The organism is Pseudomonas karstica, from assembly GCF_009707515.1.
GTDB classification, from domain to species: Bacteria; Pseudomonadota; Gammaproteobacteria; order Pseudomonadales; family Pseudomonadaceae; genus Aquipseudomonas; species Aquipseudomonas karstica.
This window is the reverse complement of the sequence record NZ_WLYI01000042.1, coordinates 1-22,432: the sequence shown is the minus strand read 5'-3', so window position 1 is coordinate 22,432 and position 22,432 is coordinate 1. Positions and strand designations below refer to the sequence as shown.

20 protein-coding genes and 1 pseudogene are annotated in these 22,432 nt (G+C 56.9%); 15 read left to right on the top strand and 6 right to left on the bottom strand.

What is annotated here, in order from left to right; translation table 11 throughout:
* Positions 1-57: 57 nt before the first annotated feature.
* The 3 genes from GIR22_RS23210 to GIR22_RS23200 all read left to right on the top strand — a co-directional run bounded on the left by GIR22_RS23210 (position 58) and on the right by GIR22_RS23200 (position 3,019).
* A complete protein-coding gene (locus GIR22_RS23210; RefSeq protein ID WP_154745604.1) occupies positions 58-513 on the top strand; it encodes a MaoC family dehydratase in 456 nt (151 codons plus the stop codon).
* Positions 514-630: 117 nt separating this feature from the next.
* A complete protein-coding gene (locus tag GIR22_RS23205; RefSeq protein WP_154745603.1) occupies positions 631-2,349 on the top strand; it encodes a C13 family peptidase in 1,719 nt (572 codons plus the stop codon).
* Between the two features lie 28 nt (positions 2,350-2,377).
* Positions 2,378-3,019, top strand: coding sequence for an oxidoreductase (locus GIR22_RS23200; protein WP_154745602.1), 642 nt, complete (start codon positions 2,378-2,380; stop codon positions 3,017-3,019).
* A 56-nt stretch (positions 3,020-3,075) separates the two neighbouring features.
* Here the strand turns inward: GIR22_RS23200 and GIR22_RS23195 are convergent, their stop codons facing one another.
* The 5 genes from GIR22_RS23195 to GIR22_RS23175 form a co-directional block, all read right to left on the bottom strand.
* Positions 3,076-3,360 carry a YceK/YidQ family lipoprotein gene (locus GIR22_RS23195; RefSeq protein WP_154745601.1) on the bottom strand — a complete coding sequence of 95 codons (285 nt, stop codon included), beginning with the start codon at positions 3,358-3,360 and terminating at the stop codon, positions 3,076-3,078.
* Positions 3,353-3,982: a flavin prenyltransferase UbiX gene (gene ubiX / locus GIR22_RS23190; RefSeq protein WP_154745600.1), complete on the bottom strand. Its 630-nt coding sequence runs from the start codon at positions 3,980-3,982 to the stop codon at positions 3,353-3,355. The genes GIR22_RS23195 and ubiX overlap by 8 nt, the downstream gene beginning before the upstream one ends.
* Positions 3,979-5,328 (bottom strand): UDP-N-acetylmuramate:L-alanyl-gamma-D-glutamyl-meso-diaminopimelate ligase, encoded by a 1,350-nt coding sequence (mpl, locus tag GIR22_RS23185; protein WP_154745599.1) that lies wholly within the window; start codon positions 5,326-5,328, stop codon positions 3,979-3,981. The genes ubiX and mpl overlap by 4 nt, the downstream gene beginning before the upstream one ends.
* Before the next feature lie 237 nt (positions 5,329-5,565).
* Entirely contained in the window at positions 5,566-6,663 is a 1,098-nt protein-coding gene (locus GIR22_RS26510; RefSeq protein WP_246208472.1) for a hypothetical protein, read from the bottom strand.
* 485 nt (positions 6,664-7,148) lie between these two features.
* A complete protein-coding gene (locus tag GIR22_RS23175) occupies positions 7,149-9,071 on the bottom strand; it encodes a sigma-54-dependent Fis family transcriptional regulator (RefSeq protein ID WP_154745598.1) in 1,923 nt (640 codons plus the stop codon).
* A 329-nt stretch (positions 9,072-9,400) separates the two neighbouring features.
* Between GIR22_RS23175 and exaC the strand changes: the two genes are divergently transcribed.
* The 11 genes and pseudogenes from exaC to GIR22_RS23120 all read left to right on the top strand — a co-directional run bounded on the left by exaC (position 9,401) and on the right by GIR22_RS23120 (position 21,048).
* Positions 9,401-10,921, top strand: a complete 1,521-nt coding sequence (exaC, locus tag GIR22_RS23170; RefSeq protein ID WP_154745597.1) for an acetaldehyde dehydrogenase ExaC — start codon at positions 9,401-9,403, stop codon at positions 10,919-10,921.
* 150 nt (positions 10,922-11,071) lie between these two features.
* Positions 11,072-12,505, top strand: coding sequence for an ethanolamine permease (gene eat / locus GIR22_RS23165; protein WP_154745596.1), 1,434 nt, complete (start codon positions 11,072-11,074; stop codon positions 12,503-12,505).
* A 52-nt stretch (positions 12,506-12,557) separates the two neighbouring features.
* Entirely contained in the window at positions 12,558-13,952 is a 1,395-nt protein-coding gene (locus GIR22_RS23160; protein ID WP_154745595.1) for an ethanolamine ammonia-lyase subunit EutB, read from the top strand.
* Positions 13,949-14,794 (top strand): ethanolamine ammonia-lyase subunit EutC, encoded by an 846-nt coding sequence (gene eutC / locus GIR22_RS23155; protein ID WP_154745594.1) that lies wholly within the window; start codon positions 13,949-13,951, stop codon positions 14,792-14,794. The genes GIR22_RS23160 and eutC overlap by 4 nt, the downstream gene beginning before the upstream one ends.
* Before the next feature lie 91 nt (positions 14,795-14,885).
* A pseudogene (locus GIR22_RS23150) lies at positions 14,886-15,331 on the top strand (GNAT family N-acetyltransferase).
* A gap of 194 nt (positions 15,332-15,525) precedes the next feature.
* Entirely contained in the window at positions 15,526-16,182 is a 657-nt protein-coding gene (locus GIR22_RS23145) for a DedA family protein (RefSeq protein ID WP_154745593.1), read from the top strand.
* 6 nt (positions 16,183-16,188) lie between these two features.
* Positions 16,189-17,004, top strand: a complete 816-nt coding sequence (locus tag GIR22_RS23140) for a M90 family metallopeptidase (protein WP_154745592.1) — start codon at positions 16,189-16,191, stop codon at positions 17,002-17,004.
* Between the two features lie 108 nt (positions 17,005-17,112).
* On the top strand, positions 17,113-17,640 hold the full coding sequence (gene ppa, locus GIR22_RS23135) for an inorganic diphosphatase (protein WP_154745623.1): 528 nt from the start codon (positions 17,113-17,115) through the stop codon (positions 17,638-17,640).
* 222 nt (positions 17,641-17,862) lie between these two features.
* On the top strand, positions 17,863-18,636 hold the full coding sequence (locus GIR22_RS23130) for a LexA family transcriptional regulator (RefSeq protein ID WP_154745591.1): 774 nt from the start codon (positions 17,863-17,865) through the stop codon (positions 18,634-18,636).
* Between the two features lie 366 nt (positions 18,637-19,002).
* Complete coding sequence (locus tag GIR22_RS23125) at positions 19,003-20,217, top strand: tyrosine-type recombinase/integrase (RefSeq protein ID WP_154745590.1); 1,215 nt, start codon at positions 19,003-19,005, stop codon at positions 20,215-20,217.
* 162 nt (positions 20,218-20,379) lie between these two features.
* Positions 20,380-21,048 carry a hypothetical protein gene (locus tag GIR22_RS23120; RefSeq protein WP_154745589.1) on the top strand — a complete coding sequence of 223 codons (669 nt, stop codon included), beginning with the start codon at positions 20,380-20,382 and terminating at the stop codon, positions 21,046-21,048.
* Positions 21,049-21,150: 102 nt separating this feature from the next.
* Here GIR22_RS23120 and GIR22_RS23115 read toward each other — a convergent pair whose 3' ends face one another.
* Positions 21,151-22,197 (bottom strand): YagK/YfjJ domain-containing protein, encoded by a 1,047-nt coding sequence (locus tag GIR22_RS23115; protein WP_154745588.1) that lies wholly within the window; start codon positions 22,195-22,197, stop codon positions 21,151-21,153.
* Between the two features lie 51 nt (positions 22,198-22,248).
* Between GIR22_RS23115 and GIR22_RS26140 the strand changes: the two genes are divergently transcribed.
* Positions 22,249-22,432: hypothetical protein (locus GIR22_RS26140; RefSeq protein ID WP_218581672.1), on the top strand; the 184-nt coding region annotated here is incomplete at its 3' end.

Below are 22,432 nucleotides of genomic sequence, written 5' to 3'. Positions count from 1 at the left end.
AAAAGCGAGCGGGACTCTTAGTCCCGACCAGAACCGATGAACCCAAGGAGTGTCGCAATGCCCTATGTACCCGTAGCGCAGCTCAAAGATTACGTCGGCAAGGAACTGGGACGTTCCGAGTGGCTCACCATCGACCAGGCACGCATTAACCTGTTCGCTGAGGCCACCGGCGATCATCAGTTCATCCACGTCGATCCGGTGAAAGCCGCCCAGACTCCATTCGGCAGCACTATCGCCCACGGTTTCCTGTCGTTATCGCTGATGCCCAAGTTGATGGAAGACATCCTGATCATGCCCGAAGGCCTGAAAATGGCCGTCAATTATGGCCTGGACAGTGTGCGGTTCATTCAACCGGTGAAGGTCAATTCGAAGGTGCGCCTGAACGTCACCCTCACCGATGTCACCGAGAAGAAACCCGGACAGTGGCTGTTCAAAGCCACGGCCACTCTGGAAATCGAAGGCCAGGCAAAACCTGCCTACATCGCCGAGTCGCTGTCACTCTGTTTCGTTTAAACCTTTCCTGTGGCGAGGGTGCTTGTGCCCTTTGCCACAGCCCGCGCTCTCACCACAAATTTATGTATAGATCTCGCACCTGCGGCATACTCGGCGCTCAATTATCCGGATCCCGCTATGCGCCCACTTGCTCCCCTTGCACTTGTTCTGCTGCTCACCGCTTGCGGCGATGGCGAATCACTGTTGCCGCCCGATGCACGCCTGCCCGACGGCGGTCGTTATCGGGGCGAGGTGGTCAATGGCTTACTGCAAGGCCAGGGACGGGTGGACTACCCCAGTGGCAGTTGGTACGCCGGGCAGTTCGACAAGGGCCAGTGGCATGGCCGTGGCGAATGGCACGGTCGTAATGGCGAGGTCTATAAAGGTCAGTTCCAGCAAGGCCTGTTCGATGGCCAAGGCAGCCTGACCACTCCGGGCAGCAGCTATGTCGGCGGCTTCAAGAAAGGCAGGCGCAACGGCGAAGGCACCCTCAAAGAGGGCCTGATGACCTATCGCGGCGGGTTCAAGGATGACCAGTATTCCGGCCTCGGCCGCCTGGAGCTTCCCGACGGCAGCCAATACCTGGGCCAGTTCGCCCACGGCAAACCCAATGGCGAAGGCCAGCGCAACGACGACAGCGGCAACCAGTTCAGCGGCCACTTCGTCGACGGCCAACTGGAAGGCAGCGGCACCTTCAACAGCGCCGATGGCGATATGTACGTCGGCGGCTTCAAACAGAACCAGCTCAACGGTCAGGGCCGCTATGAAAACGCCGACGGCGATGTGTGGACCGGAGCGTTCGAGGAAGGTGCACTGAGCGGCAAAGGCGAACTCACCGGTATCGACGGCAGCCATTACGTTGGCCAGTTCAGCGATTGGCGCTTTACCGGCAAGGGACGCCTGAACCTCACCGACGGCAGCTTCTACATTGGTGGCTTCGACAACGACAATTATCAGGGGCACGGCACCCTGGTACTCACTGATGGCACCGTGCAAGCCGGCACTTGGGCCAACGGCATGCGCGTGCGTAATGCCGACGGCACATTGCTGCCCGACGCCCTGGAAGTCGGGGTACTGGCCCAAGGCCGCCTGCTCGACCAGGCCCTCGCCTCTGTGCCCGCCTCTACCCCCGCGGTGGAGTTGTACACCCTGACATTGGCCGGCGACGGCAAGCAAAGCGTATTCCTGCGCGAAGCCGACTACGTCAGCAACATGCTTGCCACCCGCTTCGGCGCCTACGGCCAGGTCCGCCTGGTCAACCACCGCGACCATATCACCGACCGGCCCATGGCCACCCGCGAAAGCCTGCGTCGTGCAGTGCAGACCCTGGCCGAGCGTAGCGGGCCGGAAGACCTGGTGTTCATCTACATGACCAGCCACGGCACCCATGAGCACGAACTGGTGCTGGACCAGCCGCGCATGGAACTGGCCGACCTGCCAGCCGATGAATTGGCGGCCGTCATGGCACCGCTGAAAAACCGTGACAAGATCATCGTCATTTCAGCCTGCTACTCCGGCGGTTTCATACCGGCGCTAAAAGACCAACACACCCTGATCATGACCGCCTCCCGGGCCGACCGCGTCTCGTTCGGTTGCTCCGAGGAAGCTGACTTCACCTACTTTGGTAATGCCCTGTTCGCCCAGGCCTTCAACCAGACCGACGATCTGCAGCACGCCTTCAAACTCGCGCAAATGCATGTCACCGAGCGTGAACTGGCGGACGACTTCGAAGCCTCCGAACCCCAGATCTGGGCCCCCAAGGCGGTGATCGCGCATTGGCAATTATTGCGCAAAAAGCAGGCACGAAAGGCGCTGGAAAGCGCGTCTATCAATAGCAAGGATGCGAAGAGCAACTAAGCTGAAACTGTACACAGGGGGAAACATCATGTACTTGACGCCTCAGCATATATTGCTTGCCGGAGCCTCTGGCCTGACCGGGGAACATCTGTTGGACCGCCTGCTCAATGAGCCCACGGTCAGCCGGGTACTGGCGCCCAGTCGCCGGCCACTGGCCGAACATCCGCACCTGGAAAACCCAGTGGGTGATCCGGCTGTATTTCTGCCACAACTGAGCGGCCAGGTAGATATCGCTTTTTGCTGCCTGGGCACGACCATCAAGCAAGCAGGCTCCGAAGCGGCTTTTCGCGCCGTCGACCTGGACATGGTGGTGGCTTTTGCCAAGCGTGCGCGGGAAATGAGCACCCGGCACCTGATCGTGATCAGCGCGATTGGCGCCGACCCGAAGTCCTCGATCTTCTACAACCGGGTCAAAGGGGAAATGGAAGACGCCCTGAAGGCCCAGGGCTGGCCGCAGTTGACCATTGTCCGGCCATCGCTGTTGCTGGGAGAGCGGTTGGAGCCGCGTCTGGCGGAGAAACTAGCCGGGCCGTTGTCGCGACTGATTCCAGGTAAATACCATGGCATCGAAGTCTGCGAGCTGGCCCGGGCCATGTGGCGCCTGGCGCTGGAAGAGCAGGACGGCGTGCGGATTGTCGAGTCCGATGAACTGCGTAAGCTGGGCAAGTAATGATCATTCCCGCGCCCGGCGCGGGAATGCATCTTGTGACGATCAACCAGTGGAAGCTACAACCCACCCGTCGCGTTAAACCCAACCCCCAACACCGTCAACACCGAGAGCGGCAACAGCAGGGTGTCCAGCAACGCGCTGGCCGGCAGGTCAAGGCCAGGGTAGCTCGGCGCTTCGGCACCGAAGCGGTCCATCGCGCAACACCCACCCTGCATCGCATACACATCCAGCCGCGTCCCGGCATACACCACCGGCGCGCCGGGTTGCGCCGCGTCCAGGGTGCGCACCGTGGCGCAGCCGGCCAGTTGCAGAGCCAGCAACACCATCCAGGCTTTATTCATCACTGCTCAAATGGTGTTCGCCCCAGCGCGGCAACATATCCTGGGGGATGTTCAGCAGATTGAGAATCCGCGCCACCACAAAGTCCACCAGGTCATCAATGGTTTGCGGCTGGTGATAAAAACCGGGCGACGCCGGCAGAATGGTCACGCCCATGTTCGACAACTTGAGCATGTGCTCCAAGTGGATGCTCGAGTACGGCGCTTCGCGAGGCACCAGAATCAACTGCCGACGCTCCTTCAAGGTCACGTCCGCCGCCCGCTCGATCAAGTTATTGCAGGCACCCGTGGCAATCGCCGACAAGGTGCCGGTAGAACACGGCACCACTACCATCGCCGCCGGCGCGCCGGAGCCGGAGGCCACTGGCGACATCCAGTCCTCCTTGCCATAGACCTTGATCTGCCCCGCCGACGCACCGGTGTATTCGGTGAGGAAGGCCTGCATCATCTGTACCTTGGCGGGCAGCGCGACATCAGTCTCGGTGGCCATCACCAATTGCGCGGCCTTGGAAATCAGGAAGTGCACCTCACGCTCTTCCCGCACCAGGCAATCCAGCAACCGCAGGCCATAGGGCGCGCCTGACGCACCGGTCATCGCCAGGGTAACGCGCTCCGGCCCGCTCATTTCAAAGCCTCGGCCAGTTTGCCGTGCAAGCCGCCGAAGCCGCCGTTGCTCATGATCACCACATGGGCGCCGGGTTTGGCCTGGTGTTTCACGTGATCGATGATGCCCTCAAGGGTATCGCAGACTGTCGATGGCACCGTGCACTGCGCAGCGATGGCGGGCAGGTCCCAACCAAGGTTGGCCGGGGCATACCAGACCACCTGATCAGCATCGTTCACACTTTCCGGCAAGCCATCACGGTGTGCGCCAAGCTTCATGGAGTTGGAGCGTGGCTCGACAATGGCGATTACCTGGGCATCGCCGACGCGCTTACGCAAGCCATCGAGGGTGGTGGCAATCGCCGTCGGGTGGTGGGCAAAGTCGTCGTAGATGGTAATACCGTTCACTTCAGCGACTTTTTCCATGCGGCGCTTGACGCTTTTGAACGCACTCAGCGCGGCAATGCCCATGGACGGCACTACGCCGACGTGCCGGGCAGCCGCCAGGGTGACCAAGGCATTGGCGACGTTGTGCTGGCCCGTCATGTCCCACTCGACGGTACCTTGGGCGACACCTTCGAACAGCACCTCAAACCTGGAGCCGTCGTCGCTCAGCAACTTGACCTGCCATTGTCCTCCCACGCCGGTGGTTTGCACCGGGGTCCAGCAACCCATCTCGATCACCCGCTGCAATGCAGGCTCGGTGGTTGGATGAATCACCAGGCCTTCGCTGGGGATGGTGCGCACCAAGTGGTGGAACTGCCGCTCGATGGCTGGAAGATCAGGGAAGATGTCAGCGTGATCAAACTCCAGGTTATTCAGGATCGCCGTGCGCGGGCGGTAGTGAACAAACTTGGAGCGCTTGTCGAAGAAGGCGCTGTCGTATTCATCGGCTTCGATGACGAAAAACGGCGTATCGCCCAGGCGCGCCGAAACCGAGAAGTTCTGCGGCACGCCGCCAATCAGAAACCCCGGGCTCATGCCCGCGTGCTCCAGGACCCAGGCCAGCATGCTACTGGTGGTGGTCTTGCCATGGGTACCAGCAACCGCCAGCACCCAGCGGCCTTGCAACACGTGGTCCGCCAGCCATTGCGGGCCGGACACATAGGGCAGGCCTTTGTTCAGTACATACTCGACCGCCGGATTACCGCGGGACATGGCATTGCCGATCACCACCAGGTCCGGCACCGGGTCGAACTGCGCCGGGTCGTAACCTTGGGTCAACTCAATGCCCTGGGCCTGCAGTTGCGTGCTCATGGGTGGATAAACATTGGCATCGGAGCCGGTAACATGATGGCCCAGCTCTTTGGCCAAGACCGCCATTGAGCCCATGAACGTGCCGCAAATACCGAGAATATGAATATGCATAGTCGACCTCGTAAAACATCGAGGCAGGTTAGCGTAGGGTGGAAAATTTCGCTAGGGAGCGTCGCCGGTCACTGACAGACAGGCACGTCATTTTTTCTACTCTTTTACAGCGCTGAAAGAGCTGCCATCACGTCCGGAACCTGGTACTCCTGTACAGCGCCGAACCTGATAGCAGGTACTCAGACAAAACATACAACTGCACTTAAACTGCAGTATCAAACACCCAAAATATACCGATCAAACAGACAACTCACTTGTCTTCATTTCCACTTCCCGAACAGCAACAATTCTTGCAATACCCTTATTGATTGCCTCATTCCTTTTATCAAGCGCATCCAAACGAGCAGTAACACCTTTAGTCCCGGGCACCGAATCATTTTTATAAGGCTTGAAAATAAAATCATTTTCCGTTGCAATAGCTTCCAGATTTTTTTCGGAAACACTGTACAGCTTTTCAACATTGTCGAGCCGCTCAGTTGTTTCGACTGGCCAGCTAGATCCTTTGACAAGCGCCTTGCCTTCACCACCCTCAGTTAGCGTCTGAATCGTATTAGCCGCGAACAAGAGTTTCAACTCAGTATTATCCAAACGCAGCTTGGTGGTTTCTGCGTCTTGTTCCCCTGCTGAGCTTGCCACCGGCCCGGCCCCATTACTTTGCTGGCTTGGCGCAGGCTGATGGGCCGGAGGCAGTAACGGGGTAGCGGCGGAAAAATTACCTTTGATCGTTTCGCCACTCCAGACAGACCCCGCGTAAGTACCAATACTCAACGGAGTGCTGACAAGTCCGTTTATGGAAGCATTCACAAAGGCATCACGTGTGACGGTCTTCAAGCTAGTGTCGGTTTTAAATACACCGGCCTTGACCAGACGATCAGCAGCAATCAGATTACCGGCTATATCGCCAAACGTCTTGGGTTGCGCAGCGACCGGCGGGGAAGGCCTGATGATTGATGAGCCTGGGTGCTGCGATTTGAATATAATATCCCTGAAGTTGGCCATCCCCCTGGAGTTAGGAGCATTACTGAGCGGATGGGCTTTGGGCGGTACAATGGGTTTAAATGTACCCGGCATCCCAATCGGGGGACTTGACTTGGGTGGCCGTCTCATGATGCTGGGCATCCTGAACCCTCTTTTACTACGCTCACCTGTATTCGAATGATCGACAGTCGTATTCAAGTCACTGGACGCCTCGACCTCGTGATTATCCACTGATGCATTCGAACCCTGCGCACTTTTCACACCACCCGCAGACTGTTGACTGGGCGACGTTGACACGTCATCCGCCAGAGCTTTAATTTGCGAAGAAATCAAAACAGGTAAACCTGTAATATTCATGCATTCACCTCTACAGTAAAAAACATATCCCTGACACCTGACTATCCTACGCATTCATTCCTAGAGTTACCCTTCTAAAACAATGAACGCTCCTTGTACTCTCTGTAGTATCGAAAAACTAAAATTCAGTTCCACAAAAAAATACAAATACTAAAACAATCATTATAGTCAGTAACATCCGCAAACAAGACGTCATTATCTGCAGCAAAAAAAAACCCCCGAACCCCAACCAACCACACAGCCCCACGAAAGCAGAGTTAAACCACCAAACATTCACCTGAAATAAAAACACTTCACCCGCACTGCTGCACAAGTCCACACTTGAAAACCATAAAACAAATAGAAACTCACACTGCCAAAGTTATTAAATCTTACAACCTTCGCCCCATTCATCGCAGACTCGCACACCGATGCCCAACGAGTCGAAGGCGTGAGCGATTTATCCAAGAAGCGCGTAAAAGATCATGCCCCGCGCTTATCCTCACTCACCCCGTTGAGCGCAAAGAGATTCCATGTTTACGTAGCTTGCGGTACAGCGTATTGCGGCTAACGCCCAACTGCTGCGCGGTGAGGGTCATATGCCAGCGCTGCTGCTCCAAAGCGGTAAACAGCGCTAAGCGCTCGGCATCCTCCAAAGGCTGCTTTCCCCCCCGCACTGTTATTTGCGCCTGGGAGGAAGCCTGGCGGATCATCACCGGCAAATCGTTCAGCCCTACCCGCCCACCATCACACAGTGCGGCCAAGGTGCGCAGTACTGTACGCAGTTGTCGTACATTACCCGGCCAGGAAAAACCCAACAGCGCCTGGCGAGCATCAACATCGAGCACTATCTGCTGGCCTTGTGCTTCTTGCGCCAGTAGAAAATCCAGCAACTGTGACTTGTCACTACGCTCGCGCAACGCCGGTAACGCAACGTCCAAGCCGTTAAGGCGATAATACAAGTCCTCACGGAAGGTGCCATTGGCTACGCGCTCCAACAGATCACGATGGGTGGCGCTGATGATGCGTACGTCCACCGGCTGTGGCTCGCCGCCGATAGGCACCACCAGGCGGTCCTCCAGCACTCTTAAGAGACGGGTTTGCAAGGCCAGGGGCATGTCGCCGATCTCGTCGAGGAACAAGGTGCCGCCGTCAGCCTGTTGCAGCTTGCCACGCATGCCTTCCTTGAGGGCACCGGTAAAACTGCCGCCGCGATAACCGAACAGCTCGCTCTCGATCAGGCTTTCCGGGATCGCTGCGCAGTTGAGGGCAACGAAGGTTTTGTCCGCCCGCAGGCTGGCGTGGTGCACCGCCTTGGCGAAGGCCTCCTTGCCAGAGCCGGTTTCGCCGTTGATCAGCAGCGGTACGTCGCGCTCGAACACGCGCAAGGCCTTGCGAAAATCGTTTTGCAGCGCCGCATCGCCCAGGCAGATACCTGGCTCGCGCGGCTTCTCAAGCAGCGGTACGGGCTGGACGACCGGGCTTGGTACGCTGCGCGGCTGGCCACGCAACACCGCGAACAAACCTCGTCCATCGCGGGTGCGCAAGGGCCAACTGGCGCTGGCATTGGCGCTGGCGCGACCGAGCAGTTCATCCAGGGAGCAATCGAAAAACGCCTCAACCGATTGCCCGAGCAAACCACCGCGCAGTTGCCCCAGCAGGTTCAACGCGCTCTGGTTGACCGCGCAGACCCGCCCTTCACCATCGAACGCCAGCAACCCTTCGCTGAACAGGCCCACCGACTCGGCCTGCAGATGAAAACGCAGCAACCAGTGGTTTTCGAAGTGACGCAGGAAGTAACAGCTTTCGATCATCTTCGCCGAGAGGTTGACCAAGGCCATGGTGTGGAACTGGCTTTGCCGGGACACCGCTTCGCGCGCCGAAGAAACGTCCAGCACCGCCAGCAATTCACCATGGGGGTCGAACACCGGACTGGCCGAACAGGTAAGGCCGGTATGGCGACCTCGGAAATGTTCATCACGATGAATCGTCAGCGATTGTCGCTCCACCAGGCAGGTGCCAATGCCGTTGGTGCCTTCGCAGGCCTCACTCCAGTCGGCGCCGAGCCACAGGCCGGCGCGTTCGAAAATCTTCCGTTCGCTGGGGGCGGTGACGCAGTTGAGGATCACCCCGCGGGCATCGGTCAGCAACACCGCGTGGCCGGCGCCGGAAAGCTGTTGATGCAGGCTGTTCATTTCACTGCCAGCGATGTGCAGCACTTGCTGCAGGCGTTCGCGGCTTTCCAGCAGCCGGCCATGCTCCAGCACCGTCGGGGGGATAGTCAGCGCGGGGTCGAGGTGATAATCCTCCAGGCAACGCAGCCAGGAGCGGGCGATGGACGGATCGCTACCGGGGCCATGCACAGGGTCCTGCCCGCGGGTGACGGTCAGCACTTGCTGGGCATGGCGACTGAAATGATCGTTATGCATGTTCTTATTGTTCTCCTGCTGCGTGAAACACACGCGCCCTTATGACTCGGCCGCGGCTACAAATCAGGGTCGGATGCCCAGCATCCCCCAGCCTTCCCGCCATTGCAATCCCGACTCTACTCGCCGGTCACCGGCTGTATCGGTTGTGGCACAAACTGTCACTCAGACTGTGCCAGTCCTGTCGCAACCCTCACCGGCAACACATCGCAACCCCTTGATTTACCTCACCAGCCAGGCACTGGCCCGACCTTTGCTCTACGCTTTGATAACCGCAGACTGCTGTAGCAGTGCGTCCTCCAATAAACACAAAAAGCCAGGAGATACCCACCATGCGTTACGCACACCCCGGTACTGAAGGCGCTATCGTTTCGTTCAAGGCCAAGTACGGCAACTACATCGGTGGCGAATTTGTCGCGCCTGTGGATGGCAACTATTTCACCAATACCTCGCCGGTGAACGGCAAGCCCATCGCCGATTTCCCGCGCTCCACCGCCAAAGACATCGACAAGGCGCTGGACGCCGCCCATGCCGCCGCTGACGCCTGGGGCAAGACCTCGGCCCAGGACCGCTCGCTGGTACTGCTGAAAATCGCCGACCGCATCGAACAGAACCTCGAACTGCTGGCCATCACCGAAACCTGGGACAATGGCAAAGCAGTCCGCGAAACCCTCAACGCCGACATCCCACTGGCTGCTGACCACTTCCGTTACTACGCCGGTTGCATCCGCGCCCAGGAAGGCAGCAGCGCAGAAATCAACGAACTCACCGCCGCCTATCACTTCCACGAACCGCTGGGTGTGGTCGGCCAGATCATCCCGTGGAACTTTCCTCTGCTGATGGCCGCCTGGAAACTCGCGCCAGCCCTGGCCGCCGGTAACTGCGTGGTGCTCAAACCCGCCGAACAAACCCCGCTGGGCATCAACGTGCTGATGGAGTTGATCGGCGACCTGTTGCCGCCTGGCGTACTGAACGTGGTCCACGGTTTCGGCAAAGAAGCTGGCGAAGCCCTGGCCACCAGCAAACGCATCGCCAAAATCGCCTTCACCGGGTCCACCCCAGTGGGCTCGCACATCATGCATGCGGCGGCCGAGAATATTATTCCGTCTACCGTTGAGCTGGGCGGCAAGTCGCCGAACATCTTCTTCGCAGACATCATGAAAGCCGAACCGCAGTTCATCGAGAAAGCCGCTGAAGGCCTGGTGCTGGCGTTCTTTAACCAGGGCGAAGTCTGTACCTGCCCTTCTCGCGCCTTGGTGGAAGAGTCGATCTACGACGACTTCATGAAAGTGGTGATGAAGAAGATCGAGCAGATCAAGCGCGGCGATCCGCTGGACACCGACACCATGGTCGGCGCCCAGGCGTCCGAGCAGCAATTCGACAAAATCCTGTCCTACCTGGAAATCGCCAAGGGCGAAGGCGCCGAGCTGCTGACCGGCGGCAAGGTCGAGAAGCTGAGCGGCGATCTGGCCACCGGCTATTACATCCAGCCGACCCTGCTCAAAGGCACCAACAAGATGCGGGTATTCCAGGAAGAAATCTTTGGCCCGGTAGTGAGCATCACCACCTTCAAGGATGAAGCCGAAGCCCTGGCAATTGCCAACGACACCGAGTTTGGCTTGGGGGCCGGCCTGTGGACCCGCGACATCAACCGCGCGTACCGCATGGGCCGGGCGATCAAGGCCGGGCGCGTGTGGACCAACTGCTATCACTTGTACCCGGCGCATGCGGCGTTTGGCGGTTATAAAAAGTCAGGTGTAGGCCGTGAAACCCACAAGATGATGTTGGATCACTATCAGCAGACCAAGAACCTGCTGGTGAGCTACGACATTAATCCGCTGGGGTTCTTCTAACACCGTACCGAACGTTCCCACGCCCTGCGTGGGAACGCCGTCTCAGCCCAGTACAAGGTGACGCGGAGCGTCACGGGTGTATCACCACGCAGAGCGTGGGAACGGTCAATCCTTGTCGCGATAAAACAATAAAAACGGACGGTACTTCTCATGCCTAGCGAACCCACTGGCTCCTCCGTCGACTTCGAAAAAGTCGGCACCGAATATTTCCAGCAACGTGAATTGAAAAAAGGCGCCGCTGGTTGGGTGCTGTTGGTCGGCCTCGGTGTTGCCTATGTGATCTCCGGCGACTACGCCGGCTGGAACTTCGGCCTGGCCCAGGGCGGCTGGGGTGGGATGTTCCTCGCCACATTGCTGATGGCCACCATGTACCTGTGCATGTGTTTTTCCCTGGCCGAACTGTCTTCCATGATTCCTACCGCAGGGGGTGGCTACGGCTTTGCCCGTAGTGCGTTCGGGCCTTGGGGTGGATTCCTCACGGGCACGGCGATTTTGATCGAATACGCCATAGCCCCTGCCGCCATTGCGGTGTTTATCGGCGCCTATTGCGAGTCTTTGTTCGGTATTGGCGGCTGGATGATCTACCTGGCGTTCTACATCATCTTCATCGGCATCCACATATTCGGCGTCGGTGAAGCATTGAAGCTGATGTTCGTCATCACGGCCGTCGCCGCCATTGCCCTGGGCGTGTTCCTGGTGTCGATGGTGCCGCACTTCAACATTGCCAACCTGCTAGACATTCCAGTGACCGAGGCCAAAGGCGCCAGCGCCTTCCTGCCATTTGGTTATGTAGGCGTATGGGCGGCGATTCCCTACGCGATCTGGTTCTTCCTCGCCGTCGAAGGCGTGCCGTTGGCGGCCGAAGAAACCAAGAATCCCAAACGCGACCTGCCACGCGGGCTGATCGGCGCCATTGTGGTGCTGACCAGCTTCGCCCTGCTGATCCTGGTGATCGCACCGGGCGGCGCCGGCACATTGGCGCTGGTCAAGTCCGGCAATCCGCTGGTGGAGTCCCTGGCCCTGGCCTACGGCGGCTCGACTTGGATGGGCAGTTTCGTCAACTTGGTAGGCCTGGCCGGTTTGATTGCCAGCTTCTTCTCGATCATCTATGCCTACTCTCGGCAGATTTTCGCCCTGTCCCGCGCGGGCTACTTGCCGCGCAAACTGTCGCAAACCAATAAAAGCAAGGCGCCAGTATTGGCCCTGGTTATCCCCGGCATCATCGGTTTTGGCCTGTCGCTGACCGGCCAGGGCGACCTGCTGATCCTGGTGGCGGTGTTCGGCGCGACTATTTCCTACGTGTTGATGATGGCTGCGCACATCACCCTGCGCATCCGCCGCCCCAAAATGGACCGGCCGTATCGCACACCGGGCGGTATCTTCACCTCTGGCGTGGCGCTGGTACTGGCGTGCATCGCTGTCGTGGCGGGCTTTCTGGTGGATCCGCGAGTGGTGATTGGCGCAGCGATCATCTATGGAGTATTAATTGCTTACTTTGCTTTCTACAGTCGGCATCACTTGGTAGCAGGCACGCCGGAAGAAGAATTCGCGGCGATCCAGGCCGCAGAGGCCGCCCTGCACTAAACGCCGTAAACCTCGGTGCGCACACAAGTGCGCACCGTCATGGAGACTCTGTATGGCAAGTTTTTCCCACGCGGTCGGCGCATTGACCTACCGCTTCGATAGCCTCAAGGACGTGATGGCCAAGGCCAGCCCGGCGCGCTCCGGAGACTTCCTCGCAGGTGTCGCCGCACAGAACGATGGCGAACGGGTCGCGGCGCAAATGGCCCTGGCCAATATTCCCTTGAAGCACTTCCTCGAAGAAGTGCTGATCCCCTATGAAAGCGACGAAGTCACCCGACTGATCATCGACACCCACGACAAACAAGCGTTTTCGCCGGTCAGCCACCTGACCGTTGGCGGCTTGCGCGACTGGCTGCTCAGTGACGCGGCCGACGAACACAGCCTGCGCGCCCTGGCGCCGGGACTGACACCGGAAATGGCCGCCGCCGTGTCGAAGATCATGCGCGTCCAGGACCTGGTACTGGTGGCGCAGAAAATCCGTGTCGTCACCCAATTCCGAGGCACCATGGGCCTGCGCGGGCGCCTGTCCACCCGCTTGCAACCCAACCATCCCACCGATGAACCGGCAGGCATAGCCGCGAGCATTCTCGATGGCCTGTTGTACGGCAACGGCGACGCGATGATCGGCATCAACCCGGCCACCGACAGCATTGCCTCGATCTGCGCCATGCTGGAAATGCTCGACGCGATCATCCAGCGCTACGACATCCCGACCCAAGCCTGCGTGCTGACCCACGTCACGACGTCCATCGAGGCCATCAATCGCGGCGTGCCGCTGGACCTGGTGTTCCAATCGATTGCCGGCACCGAAGCGGCCAACGCCAGTTTCGGCATCAGCCTGAGCCTGCTGCAGGAAGGTTATGAGGCGGGCTTGAGCCTCAATCGCGGCACCCTGGGGCAGAACCTGATGTACTTCGAAACCGGCCAGGGCAGCGCGTTGTCGGCCAACGCGCACTTTGGCGTCGACCAGCAAACCTGCGAGACCCGCGCCTATGCCGTGGCGCGGCACTTCAAGCCATTTTTGGTGAACACCGTGGTCGGCTTTATCGGCCCCGAGTACCTGTACAACGGCAAACAGATCATCCGCGCCGGCCTGGAAGACCACTTCTGCGGCAAACTGTTGGGCGTGCCCATGGGCTGCGACATCTGCTACACCAACCATGCCGAAGCCGATCAGGACGATATGGACACCCTGCTGACCCTATTGGGCGTGGCCGGGATCAACTTCATCATGGGTATCCCGGGCTCCGACGACATCATGCTCAACTACCAGACCACCTCGTTCCACGATGCGCTGTACGCCCGACAAACATTGGGCTTGAAGCCGGCGCCGGAATTTGAACAGTGGCTGGCGAACATGGGCATCTTCACGCAGGTCGATGGCAAGGTACGGTTCGGCAACAGCCTGCCACCGGCTTTCCGCCAGGCCTTGGCGCAATTGGGATGAAGGAGCCACCTGTGCAGATCGACACCCCTGAAACCCGCCTCGACAACCCATGGCTGGAACTGCGACGCCTGACCCCGGCACGCATTGCCCTGGGCCGTACCGGTACCAGTATTCCCACCAATGCGCAGTTGGATTTCCAGTTCGCTCACGCCCAGGCTCGGGATGCGGTGCATTTGCCGTTCGATCACGCAGGCCTGAGTAGCCAACTGGCCGAGCGTGGCCGCGAAAGCTTGTTGTTGCACAGTGCGGCCGCCGACCGTCACAGCTATCTGCAACGCCCGGACCTGGGGCGCCGCCTAAGCGATGAGTCAGCCCAGGCCCTGCGCGATTACGCCGACGTCAACCCCGGCGGCGTGGACTTGGCAGTGGTGGTGGCCGATGGTTTATCCGCGCTGGCCGTGCACAAACACACCTTGGCATTTCTGGCACGCATGGAAGAACAGACCCACGCCGAAGGCTGGTCACTGTCGCCAGTGATTCTGGTGGAACAGGGCCGGGTGGCGGTGGCCGATGAAATAGGCCAGTTGCTGGGTGCAAAGATGGTGGTGATTCTGATCGGCGAACGGCCAGGGCTCAGTTCGCCGGACAGCCTGGGGCTGTATTTCACCTACAACCCCAAGATCGGCCTGACGGATGCCTATCGCAACTGCATTTCCAATGTACGCCTGGAGGGCTTGAGCTACGGCATGGCGGCTCATCGCTTGTTGTATTTGATGCGTGAGGCGTGCCGTCGGCAGTTATCCGGGGTCAATCTCAAGGATGAAGCCCAAGTGCAGACGATCGAATCGGACGACCCAACCATGATGAAAGGCAACTTCCTGCTCAGCCCGCCAGAGGACTGATCCCGACACGATTAGGATTTTTTACCGTTTTAGGCAGCATCAAGCCACGGCCGCTCGTGTCGTCATAACCCACTGGAAGTCGAGGCCTAGCATGCGGATCACTCAAGCGACCCTGGAACACTTGGACCTGTTGACTCCGATGTTCGTAATACCGCGAGTTTTACGGCGCGCGGCCCTTCCCCGACTCGACGCGGACCTTCCAGGAAAAACGCCTTCGCCGCAAGGAGTCGGTGATTTACCTGGCCCTGCCGGATGACGATGACAGCAAGTTGCTCGGGTTTTGCCAGCTGTATCCGAGCTTTTCGTCGCTGTCGCTAAAACGAGTGTGGATCCTCAACGATATCTATGTGGCCGAAGAGGTCCGGCGACAGTTGGTGGTCGATAACCTGAAAAAAAATGGCCAAGGAAACGAATGCCGTGCGGCTTCGGGTGTCTACCAGCAGTGACAATGAAGTGGCGCAGAAGACCTATGAGTCCATTGGGTTTCGGGAAGATACGGAGTTCAAGAACTACGTGTTACCCATCAACGAAGACTAGCCCCGACTGATCGGAGGTCAGGATAGCCGCCCATCTGCGACATCCTTCGCTACAAAACCAACACGCTTTTCATCGCTCGATCCGTATAATGCGGACCTTTCAAGGTCGTAAGAAATACGACAAATTGTTGTAGTCTTATTACCCGAAGCTTCGCACAGGCCCATAGAGTCGGGTCATTCACACAGGTGCCATCCATGGATTTCAACCCGCTCGACCTTATCCTGCATCTCGACGTGTACCTCGACCTGCTGGTAACCAATTACGGTCCGTGGATCTACGCCATTCTGTTTCTGGTGATTTTTTGTGAAACCGGCCTGGTGGTCATGCCGTTCCTGCCAGGTGATTCCCTACTGTTTATTGCCGGTGCCGTCGCCGCTGGTGGCGGTATGGACCCAGTCTTGCTGGGGGGCCTGCTGATGCTGGCCGCGATCCTCGGTGACAGCACCAACTACGTCATTGGGCGAACGGCCGGAGAACGCTTGTTCAGCAACCCCAATTCGAAGATCTTTCGCCGCGACTACCTGCAAAAGACCCACGATTTCTATGACAAACACGGTGGCAAGACCGTAACCCTGGCGCGCTTCCTGCCAATCCTGCGGACCTTTGCCCCCTTCGTTGCCGGCGTCGCGAAAATGCCATACCCGCGCTTCTTCGGCTTCAGCGTACTAGGTACCATCCTCTGGGTCGGTGGCTTGGTTACTCTCGGCTACTTCTTCGGTAACGTACCGTTCATCAAGAAAAACCTGTCGTTGCTGGTGGTGTTTATCATCCTGCTGTCCCTGGTGCCGATGATCATCGGCGTTGTTCGCAGCCGCCTTGACCGCACGTCGTCCGAAGCCCGCCCGCACTGACCAACGATGTGGTCGATCAGCGCCTGGCGTCGCCGGCGCCTCCTGGCCAAGCACCCGATTGCCGATGACACATGGCAGCGGGTGCGCCAGCACCTGACCTTTCTCGACGGTATCAGCGTTGATCAAGACCAATGGCTGCGGGACGCTTGCGTGGTGTTCCTCGCACAAAAACACCTCACCGCCCTGCCTGGCGTCGAACTGCACCAAGAACAACGCCTGTTGCTCGCCGCCCAGGCGCAACTGCCGCTGATGAACCTGGGCGATCTCGACTGGTATCAAGGCTTCCACGAAATCGTCCTGTACCCCGACGACTTTCTCAGCCCCCAACGCCATCGCGACCCCAGCGGCGTCGAGCACGAATGGGACGGTGAACACAGCGGCGAAGCCTGGCAGCAAGGCCCCGTGATCCTCGCCTGGCCTGGCGTACTGGCCAGCGGGAACTGGGAAGGCTACAACCTGGTAATCCACGAACTGGCCCACAAGCTCGACATGCTCAACGGCGACGCTAACGGCCTCCCCCCCTTACACAGCGACATGCGCGTGCAAGAGTGGGCGAGCGTCATGCAAAGCGCCTTCGACGACCTGAATCGCCAGCTCGACCACGACCCGGACGCCGAAACGCCCATCGACCCTTATGCAGCGGAAAATCCTGCGGAATTCTTCGCCGTCACCAGCGAATATTTTTTCAGTGCCCCGGATTTACTGGTCAGCACTTATCCACAGGTCTATGACCAACTGAGCCGCTTTTATCGTCAGGATCCCTTGGCCCGCCTGGCCCGACTGCAAGCCAGCGACCGGCGCTATCAGCCACACGACGAATAACCGTACGACGTCTGGCGCATGGCATCAGCTGCAGAATATGCCTATAATCGCCGCCACTTTCAGGCCAATCCGGCCAAGTTTTATGGCCAACTACGGGGGCAACGCCCAATGAGCTACAGCAAGATTCCGGCTGGCAAAGACCTGCCGAACGACATCTACGTCGCCATCGAAATTCCGGCCAACCACGCGCCGATCAAATACGAAATCGACAAAGACAGCGACTGCCTGTTCGTTGACCGTTTCATGGCCACCCCGATGTTCTACCCGGCCAACTACGGTTTCATCCCCAACACCCTGGCCGACGACGGCGACCCCCTCGACGTGCTGGTCGTGACCCCTTATCCGGTCACTCCAGGTTCGGTCATTCGCGCGCGTCCAGTTGGCATCCTGAACATGACCGACGACGGCGGCGGCGATGCCAAAGTCATCGCAGTACCCCACGACAAGTTGTCCCAGCTATACGTCGACGTGAAAGAATACACCGACCTGCCGCCATTGCTGCTGGAACAGATCAAGCACTTCTTCGAGAACTACAAAGATCTCGAAAAAGGCAAATGGGTGAAGATCGAAGGTTGGGGCAACGCAGAAGCCGCCCGTACCGAGATCATGAAGTCGGTTGCCGCCTACAAAGGTTGATACCCGCGACTCATTGCGCAAGCGATCAAAAAGCCCCGATTATTCGGGGCTTTTTTGTGCGAATTCATAAACAACCAAACAACTAACTAAACACCATGCCACAACATGTTTAACCAACGAAAATGAACACAGGTTTTAACCGTCACTAAGGAAACACCTACATACAACAACTCAACGCATAGTTTATTTGATCTAATTTTCCGGCCAGTAAACTCTGCGTTTATGAATACATCAGGTGACCGCTTAAGAGCGCTACTTCGGGAAGTTCATCTTTCCGCTTCCGACTTCGCCAAGAACCGCGGCGTCACGCCCCAACACGTGAACAACTGGTTCAAACGCGGCGTCCCCATGGCCCGGCTCAACGAGTTTGCCGAACTGCTGTGCGTCACCAGTCGCTGGCTGCGCACCGGCGAAGGCCCCAAACATCCATCCATGAACTTCCCGCTGGAAAACCCCGACTCCAACAGCGCACTCCCCGCCCGGGAAGACAACGGCAACTACCTTGTAACCCCGGACTGCGGCCCGAACAAAATCGACGTGGAAATCCCCCTCCACGCATCACTCAATTCACTGGAAAGCATCCGTCTCTCCTTGCAAACCCTGGAAACCCTCAACGTCACACCAGAACGCGCCCTGGGCGCCTACATGATCGGCAACAGCATGACCGACATCATCCAGGACGGTGCCACCCTCGCCATCGACCGCGGGCGCACCCAAATCATCGACGGCCAAATCTACGCCCTCGAACACGACGGGATGCTGCGCATCAAATACCTCTACAACCGCCCCGGCGGCGGCTTGCGCCTGCGCAGCCACAACAGCGCCGAACATCCTGACGAACATTTGACCTACGACCAACGGCACGAGCAAAACCTGAAAATCCTGGGCTGGGTGTTCTGGTGGTCAACCCTCAACAACCGCCGACCACCAGTGCCGCTGGATGAGCATTTATTGAACGGCGAAGGCTCTAAAGCGGATATGAAGCTGGGAAATTGAAAATAATTTGGGTATAGTGCGCCGCACATTTGGCAGGGGCTGGCGCAAAGCGACCCACCTGCCCGGCGACGCGGAGGAGCTCCCGCTGATGCCCCCTATCACGCAGATGAGAATCTGGGTGAACGATTTGAAGGCTGGTGAGGTTTACCAAAAATAGACTTAACCCGTCCCCGAGAAGCCGGCCACAAGCCGGCTTTTTAATTGTCCGAAATAATCCTATCCCATCCAAGAATCTTCCTGATAGCTTAGCTACTCCGGGGGTTTAAGGCATTCCTCTGTCCGATGGTGTTCAACGCCATTTGACCTCATCCGACGATGAAGTGGGGGGACAGATGGGGGGACAAAACGGACTACAGGGGAAATCCAATGGGTAAACTGAATCCGAAACAAATCGAAAACCTGACCGAACCTGGCACCTATGAAGATGGTGATGGCTTACGGTTGGAAGTCAAACCTAGCGGAAGTAAATCCTGGACACTTCGCTTCCAACTGGCAGGTCGCCGTAGAGAGATGGGCTTGGGCTCATTCCCTGAAGTGAGCCTCAAGAAGGCTAGGCAAGATGCCAGTGCTAAACGCAGCCAACTGAGTGATGGCATCGATCCCTTGGCAGCCAGAGACATAGAACGAGCAGCTCAACGGGAAGCCCAGCGTGCAAGCGAAGCCAAGCAACTGAAGTTCGAGACGCTCGCAACGGAATACCGTGATGCTCATGGCGCGGCGTGGTCGGAGAAGTGGCGTAAAGGTTGGTTGCGAAAGCTGGAGCTGTATGCGTTTGATCACATAGGCAAGCTGTCAGCCGAAGACATCGGTACTCCCGAAGTGCTCAAGGTGCTGCAACCTATCTGGGCTACCAAAACGCGAACCGCCGATGAGGTACGTGGGCAAATTGAGCAAGTTTTGGATGCCGCCAAGGCACGCAACCTGCGACAGGGTGAGAACCCTGCTCGCTGGCGCGGGCACTTAGACAATCTGTTGAGCCGTGCTGAAAAGAAGAAGGCTCGGAAGCGTGAGCACTTTGAAGCTTTGCGCTGGCAGGATATGCCGAATCTGATGATAAAACTCAGGGCACATTCCACGCCTCCGTCTTGGGCCGCTCAACTGTTGATCATGACCAGCGCACGTGCCCACATGGTCAGGTTCGCTCGCTGGGATGAGTTTGATCTAGAAGCTGCGATTTGGTCGCTGCCTGGTGAGCGAATGAAGATGCGAGTAGCTTTCGTAATTCCGCTTGCCGAGGAAGTCGTAGAGCTTGTGAAGAGCATTCCACGAGATGAGGGAAGCGTCTTTCTATTTCCAGGCCAGGGCAAGACAGGGGTCATGCACGCAAACGCAGTACGAACGCTGCTGCATGCCATGGAGTACGAGCACATCACACGACACGGCTTTCGGTCATCATTTCGAGACTGGGCCGGGGAATGTACCCATTACCCACGCGAGGTATGTGAGATGGCGCTGGCGCATGATGAACGTGACCAGACCGAAGGGGCCTACTCTCGCTCAAACTTTCTCGATAAGCGGCGCCTCTTGATGAACGACTGGAGTAAATTTATAAACACTGCCATAAGAACCTCCAAATTCTGAACTTGAACCATCATCCCACTATCAGCTTGCAAAAGTAGAATATTGCTCTTCATCACAACGCTAACTAACGATGCGCGATACTGCATTAATGTTCAACACCAAGGAATGCACAATGCCTAAAAAACTCAGCCGCTATTTCCACCGCACGAGGTCACAGCGGACATGAATCAAAGTATAGGCAACACCACAATTGGTGAAGCTATAGCTAGAAACCATGGCTTGCTCTGGCATCATTTTTTTGATTCGCTACTTAATCTCGATGACTATACTCAATTGTTTGAGAGCATTCGCGCAGTCACAGGCAATCCAGCACTACAAGCTGAATTAGAAACTCGCTGGGAAGACAAAGACATACAGCAGGATGAAGAAATCAACACACTGCTACATCACGTGAGATATGCCTGCCTGTACCTCGAGCTGGGGAGCACCGCTGAGGCACAAAAAAACCGTGACCGGGCATGGGCTTTCACCAACTATGCCAGTGTGATGGTCGGCGAAATCATAGAAAAATCTGCAGCCATCCTTAATGCGAGAGATGCTGAAAGCCGTGCCAAGCAAAACAGTAAAAATGCTCAAGGACGAAACAACTCTATTTTACCAATCAAAGAAGAAGCTGCAAGGCTGCTATATAAGCTGAAACCAAAAACAGGCTGGCCATATAAAACGACTGCCATTTCAAAACTTGAAAAGCCTTTGAGTGAGTTTATTGAAAAAAACAAAATCCCTACTTTACAAATCTCAAATATTGAAAAATGGCTTAAAGAGTGGATGCGTGATGACGAACTCGTCAACCGTGCGTGGGAGAGTAATAAGCATATGAAAGCACGATGACATTTGGACTATACCACATCAAATTTCGTCATTACCTAAGCGGTCCTCAGCGCTTCCAAGGCCCCTTTACCGTGCGCACCTAGGCCTAGCACTGGTTGCCGGCTAGATGGCTCTTGGCCTACCGCGCGAGCCTTTTCCACTCGGTCGATTACCCTTTCCCATACCCCGCCCTACAGTCTGGAGTTTCATGTAGAGATCCGTCTTGGTCAGATAGAACACTGCAGCTTGCAAGCCTTCGCGCAAAAGGTCATCTCCATAATTGACCATTCCGATCCCACGTTTTTCGTAGCGCCATTTGCTTGCATTGCAGTTGTAATACAAACCCCGACCTTTAGTCACTACGGACTTCCAATACTCACCAATCCTCTTGGCCAAATTTACGTCTTCTCGAACCTTGGAGCCGTCAAAGAAAAACATCATGTGATAATGGAAGCCTTTCTCCGGCCCGTGCTCCAGCTTCCAGATGTAGCCCAGCATGTCACCAAACAGCTTGTTCGACCTCGCGTTTTCGAACAAGCGTTCTCGATCTCGCTTAGCTTGAGCCTGGGTCGTCTTCGAGTTCTCCTTCGAATAGGAAAGGTCAACCCTCAGCACCAGCAGCCTGGCATGGTGCTCAAACAACGCGTCTACATATTCTGTGAGTTCCTTGTAGTTTTTATTACTAGACCGCTGATAACCGTTGAGCCTTGATAAAAACCTTGCAGACTTGACCTCTTGGCGAATCTTATGCACGTAGTCATTAAAATGTTTCATGAGCATTTGAGCTTCACTAGCGGACCTTTGCATCCACCATGTCAAAAGGAGTGGATATAGACCAAATTCTTTGATGTGATCCATCGCCATTTCTATATACGGCTCAAATTTGTAAAGCGCATTAAATCGGCTATCGTTAGGAATGTGGAGCTTTAGTAGTTTGAGCAGCATCTTACCTGGAGCATTATATTCCAAGCATGCATTACCAGATTCATCTAGAGCACTTAGACCAAACGCATCTCCCTCCGACACCATTAATCTTCTCAGCAATGAAGATGCTTCTTTCAATGTACAGATCAACTTTGGATCCACCCCCCCTGTTACACCCACTCCCTCTACATGCATACCAATCTTGCTCATGAGCGCCCTATAGCGCTCATTATCTTTATCACTCATAAACCCCTCATCACATCCCCAATCACTCACCAATAAGGTCTACTTACTGACTTGATTACTGGTCAAGTCAATCCTATCCACATCAGCTCTATAGATACCTCCGCTTACTTATTGATATTGATTACCAATTTACCAATAACATATAAACCAAAAAAATTAGAGCAAGCCAATCCCAATCAAAGTACTGCCGGCAGCGCACCTCGCAACAGAAATATGAGTCAAACGGTTATACGGA

Coding starts and splice junctions, on each gene's coding strand:
- GIR22_RS23210 (WP_154745604.1), top strand. CDS start 58: ATGCCCTATGTACCCGTAGCGCAGCTCAAAGATTACGTCGGCAAGGAA.
- GIR22_RS23205 (WP_154745603.1), top strand. CDS start 631: ATGCGCCCACTTGCTCCCCTTGCACTTGTTCTGCTGCTCACCGCTTGC.
- GIR22_RS23200 (WP_154745602.1), top strand. CDS start 2,378: ATGTACTTGACGCCTCAGCATATATTGCTTGCCGGAGCCTCTGGCCTG.
- GIR22_RS23195 (WP_154745601.1), bottom strand. CDS start 3,360: ATGAATAAAGCCTGGATGGTGTTGCTGGCTCTGCAACTGGCCGGCTGC.
- ubiX (WP_154745600.1), bottom strand. CDS start 3,982: ATGAGCGGGCCGGAGCGCGTTACCCTGGCGATGACCGGTGCGTCAGGC.
- mpl (WP_154745599.1), bottom strand. CDS start 5,328: ATGCATATTCATATTCTCGGTATTTGCGGCACGTTCATGGGCTCAATG.
- GIR22_RS26510 (WP_246208472.1), bottom strand. CDS start 6,663: ATGAATATTACAGGTTTACCTGTTTTGATTTCTTCGCAAATTAAAGCT.
- GIR22_RS23175 (WP_154745598.1), bottom strand. CDS start 9,071: ATGCATAACGATCATTTCAGTCGCCATGCCCAGCAAGTGCTGACCGTC.
- exaC (WP_154745597.1), top strand. CDS start 9,401: ATGCGTTACGCACACCCCGGTACTGAAGGCGCTATCGTTTCGTTCAAG.
- eat (WP_154745596.1), top strand. CDS start 11,072: ATGCCTAGCGAACCCACTGGCTCCTCCGTCGACTTCGAAAAAGTCGGC.
- GIR22_RS23160 (WP_154745595.1), top strand. CDS start 12,558: ATGGCAAGTTTTTCCCACGCGGTCGGCGCATTGACCTACCGCTTCGAT.
- eutC (WP_154745594.1), top strand. CDS start 13,949: ATGAAGGAGCCACCTGTGCAGATCGACACCCCTGAAACCCGCCTCGAC.
- GIR22_RS23145 (WP_154745593.1), top strand. CDS start 15,526: ATGGATTTCAACCCGCTCGACCTTATCCTGCATCTCGACGTGTACCTC.
- GIR22_RS23140 (WP_154745592.1), top strand. CDS start 16,189: ATGTGGTCGATCAGCGCCTGGCGTCGCCGGCGCCTCCTGGCCAAGCAC.
- ppa (WP_154745623.1), top strand. CDS start 17,113: ATGAGCTACAGCAAGATTCCGGCTGGCAAAGACCTGCCGAACGACATC.
- GIR22_RS23130 (WP_154745591.1), top strand. CDS start 17,863: ATGAATACATCAGGTGACCGCTTAAGAGCGCTACTTCGGGAAGTTCAT.
- GIR22_RS23125 (WP_154745590.1), top strand. CDS start 19,003: ATGGGTAAACTGAATCCGAAACAAATCGAAAACCTGACCGAACCTGGC.
- GIR22_RS23120 (WP_154745589.1), top strand. CDS start 20,380: ATGAATCAAAGTATAGGCAACACCACAATTGGTGAAGCTATAGCTAGA.
- GIR22_RS23115 (WP_154745588.1), bottom strand. CDS start 22,197: ATGAGTGATAAAGATAATGAGCGCTATAGGGCGCTCATGAGCAAGATT.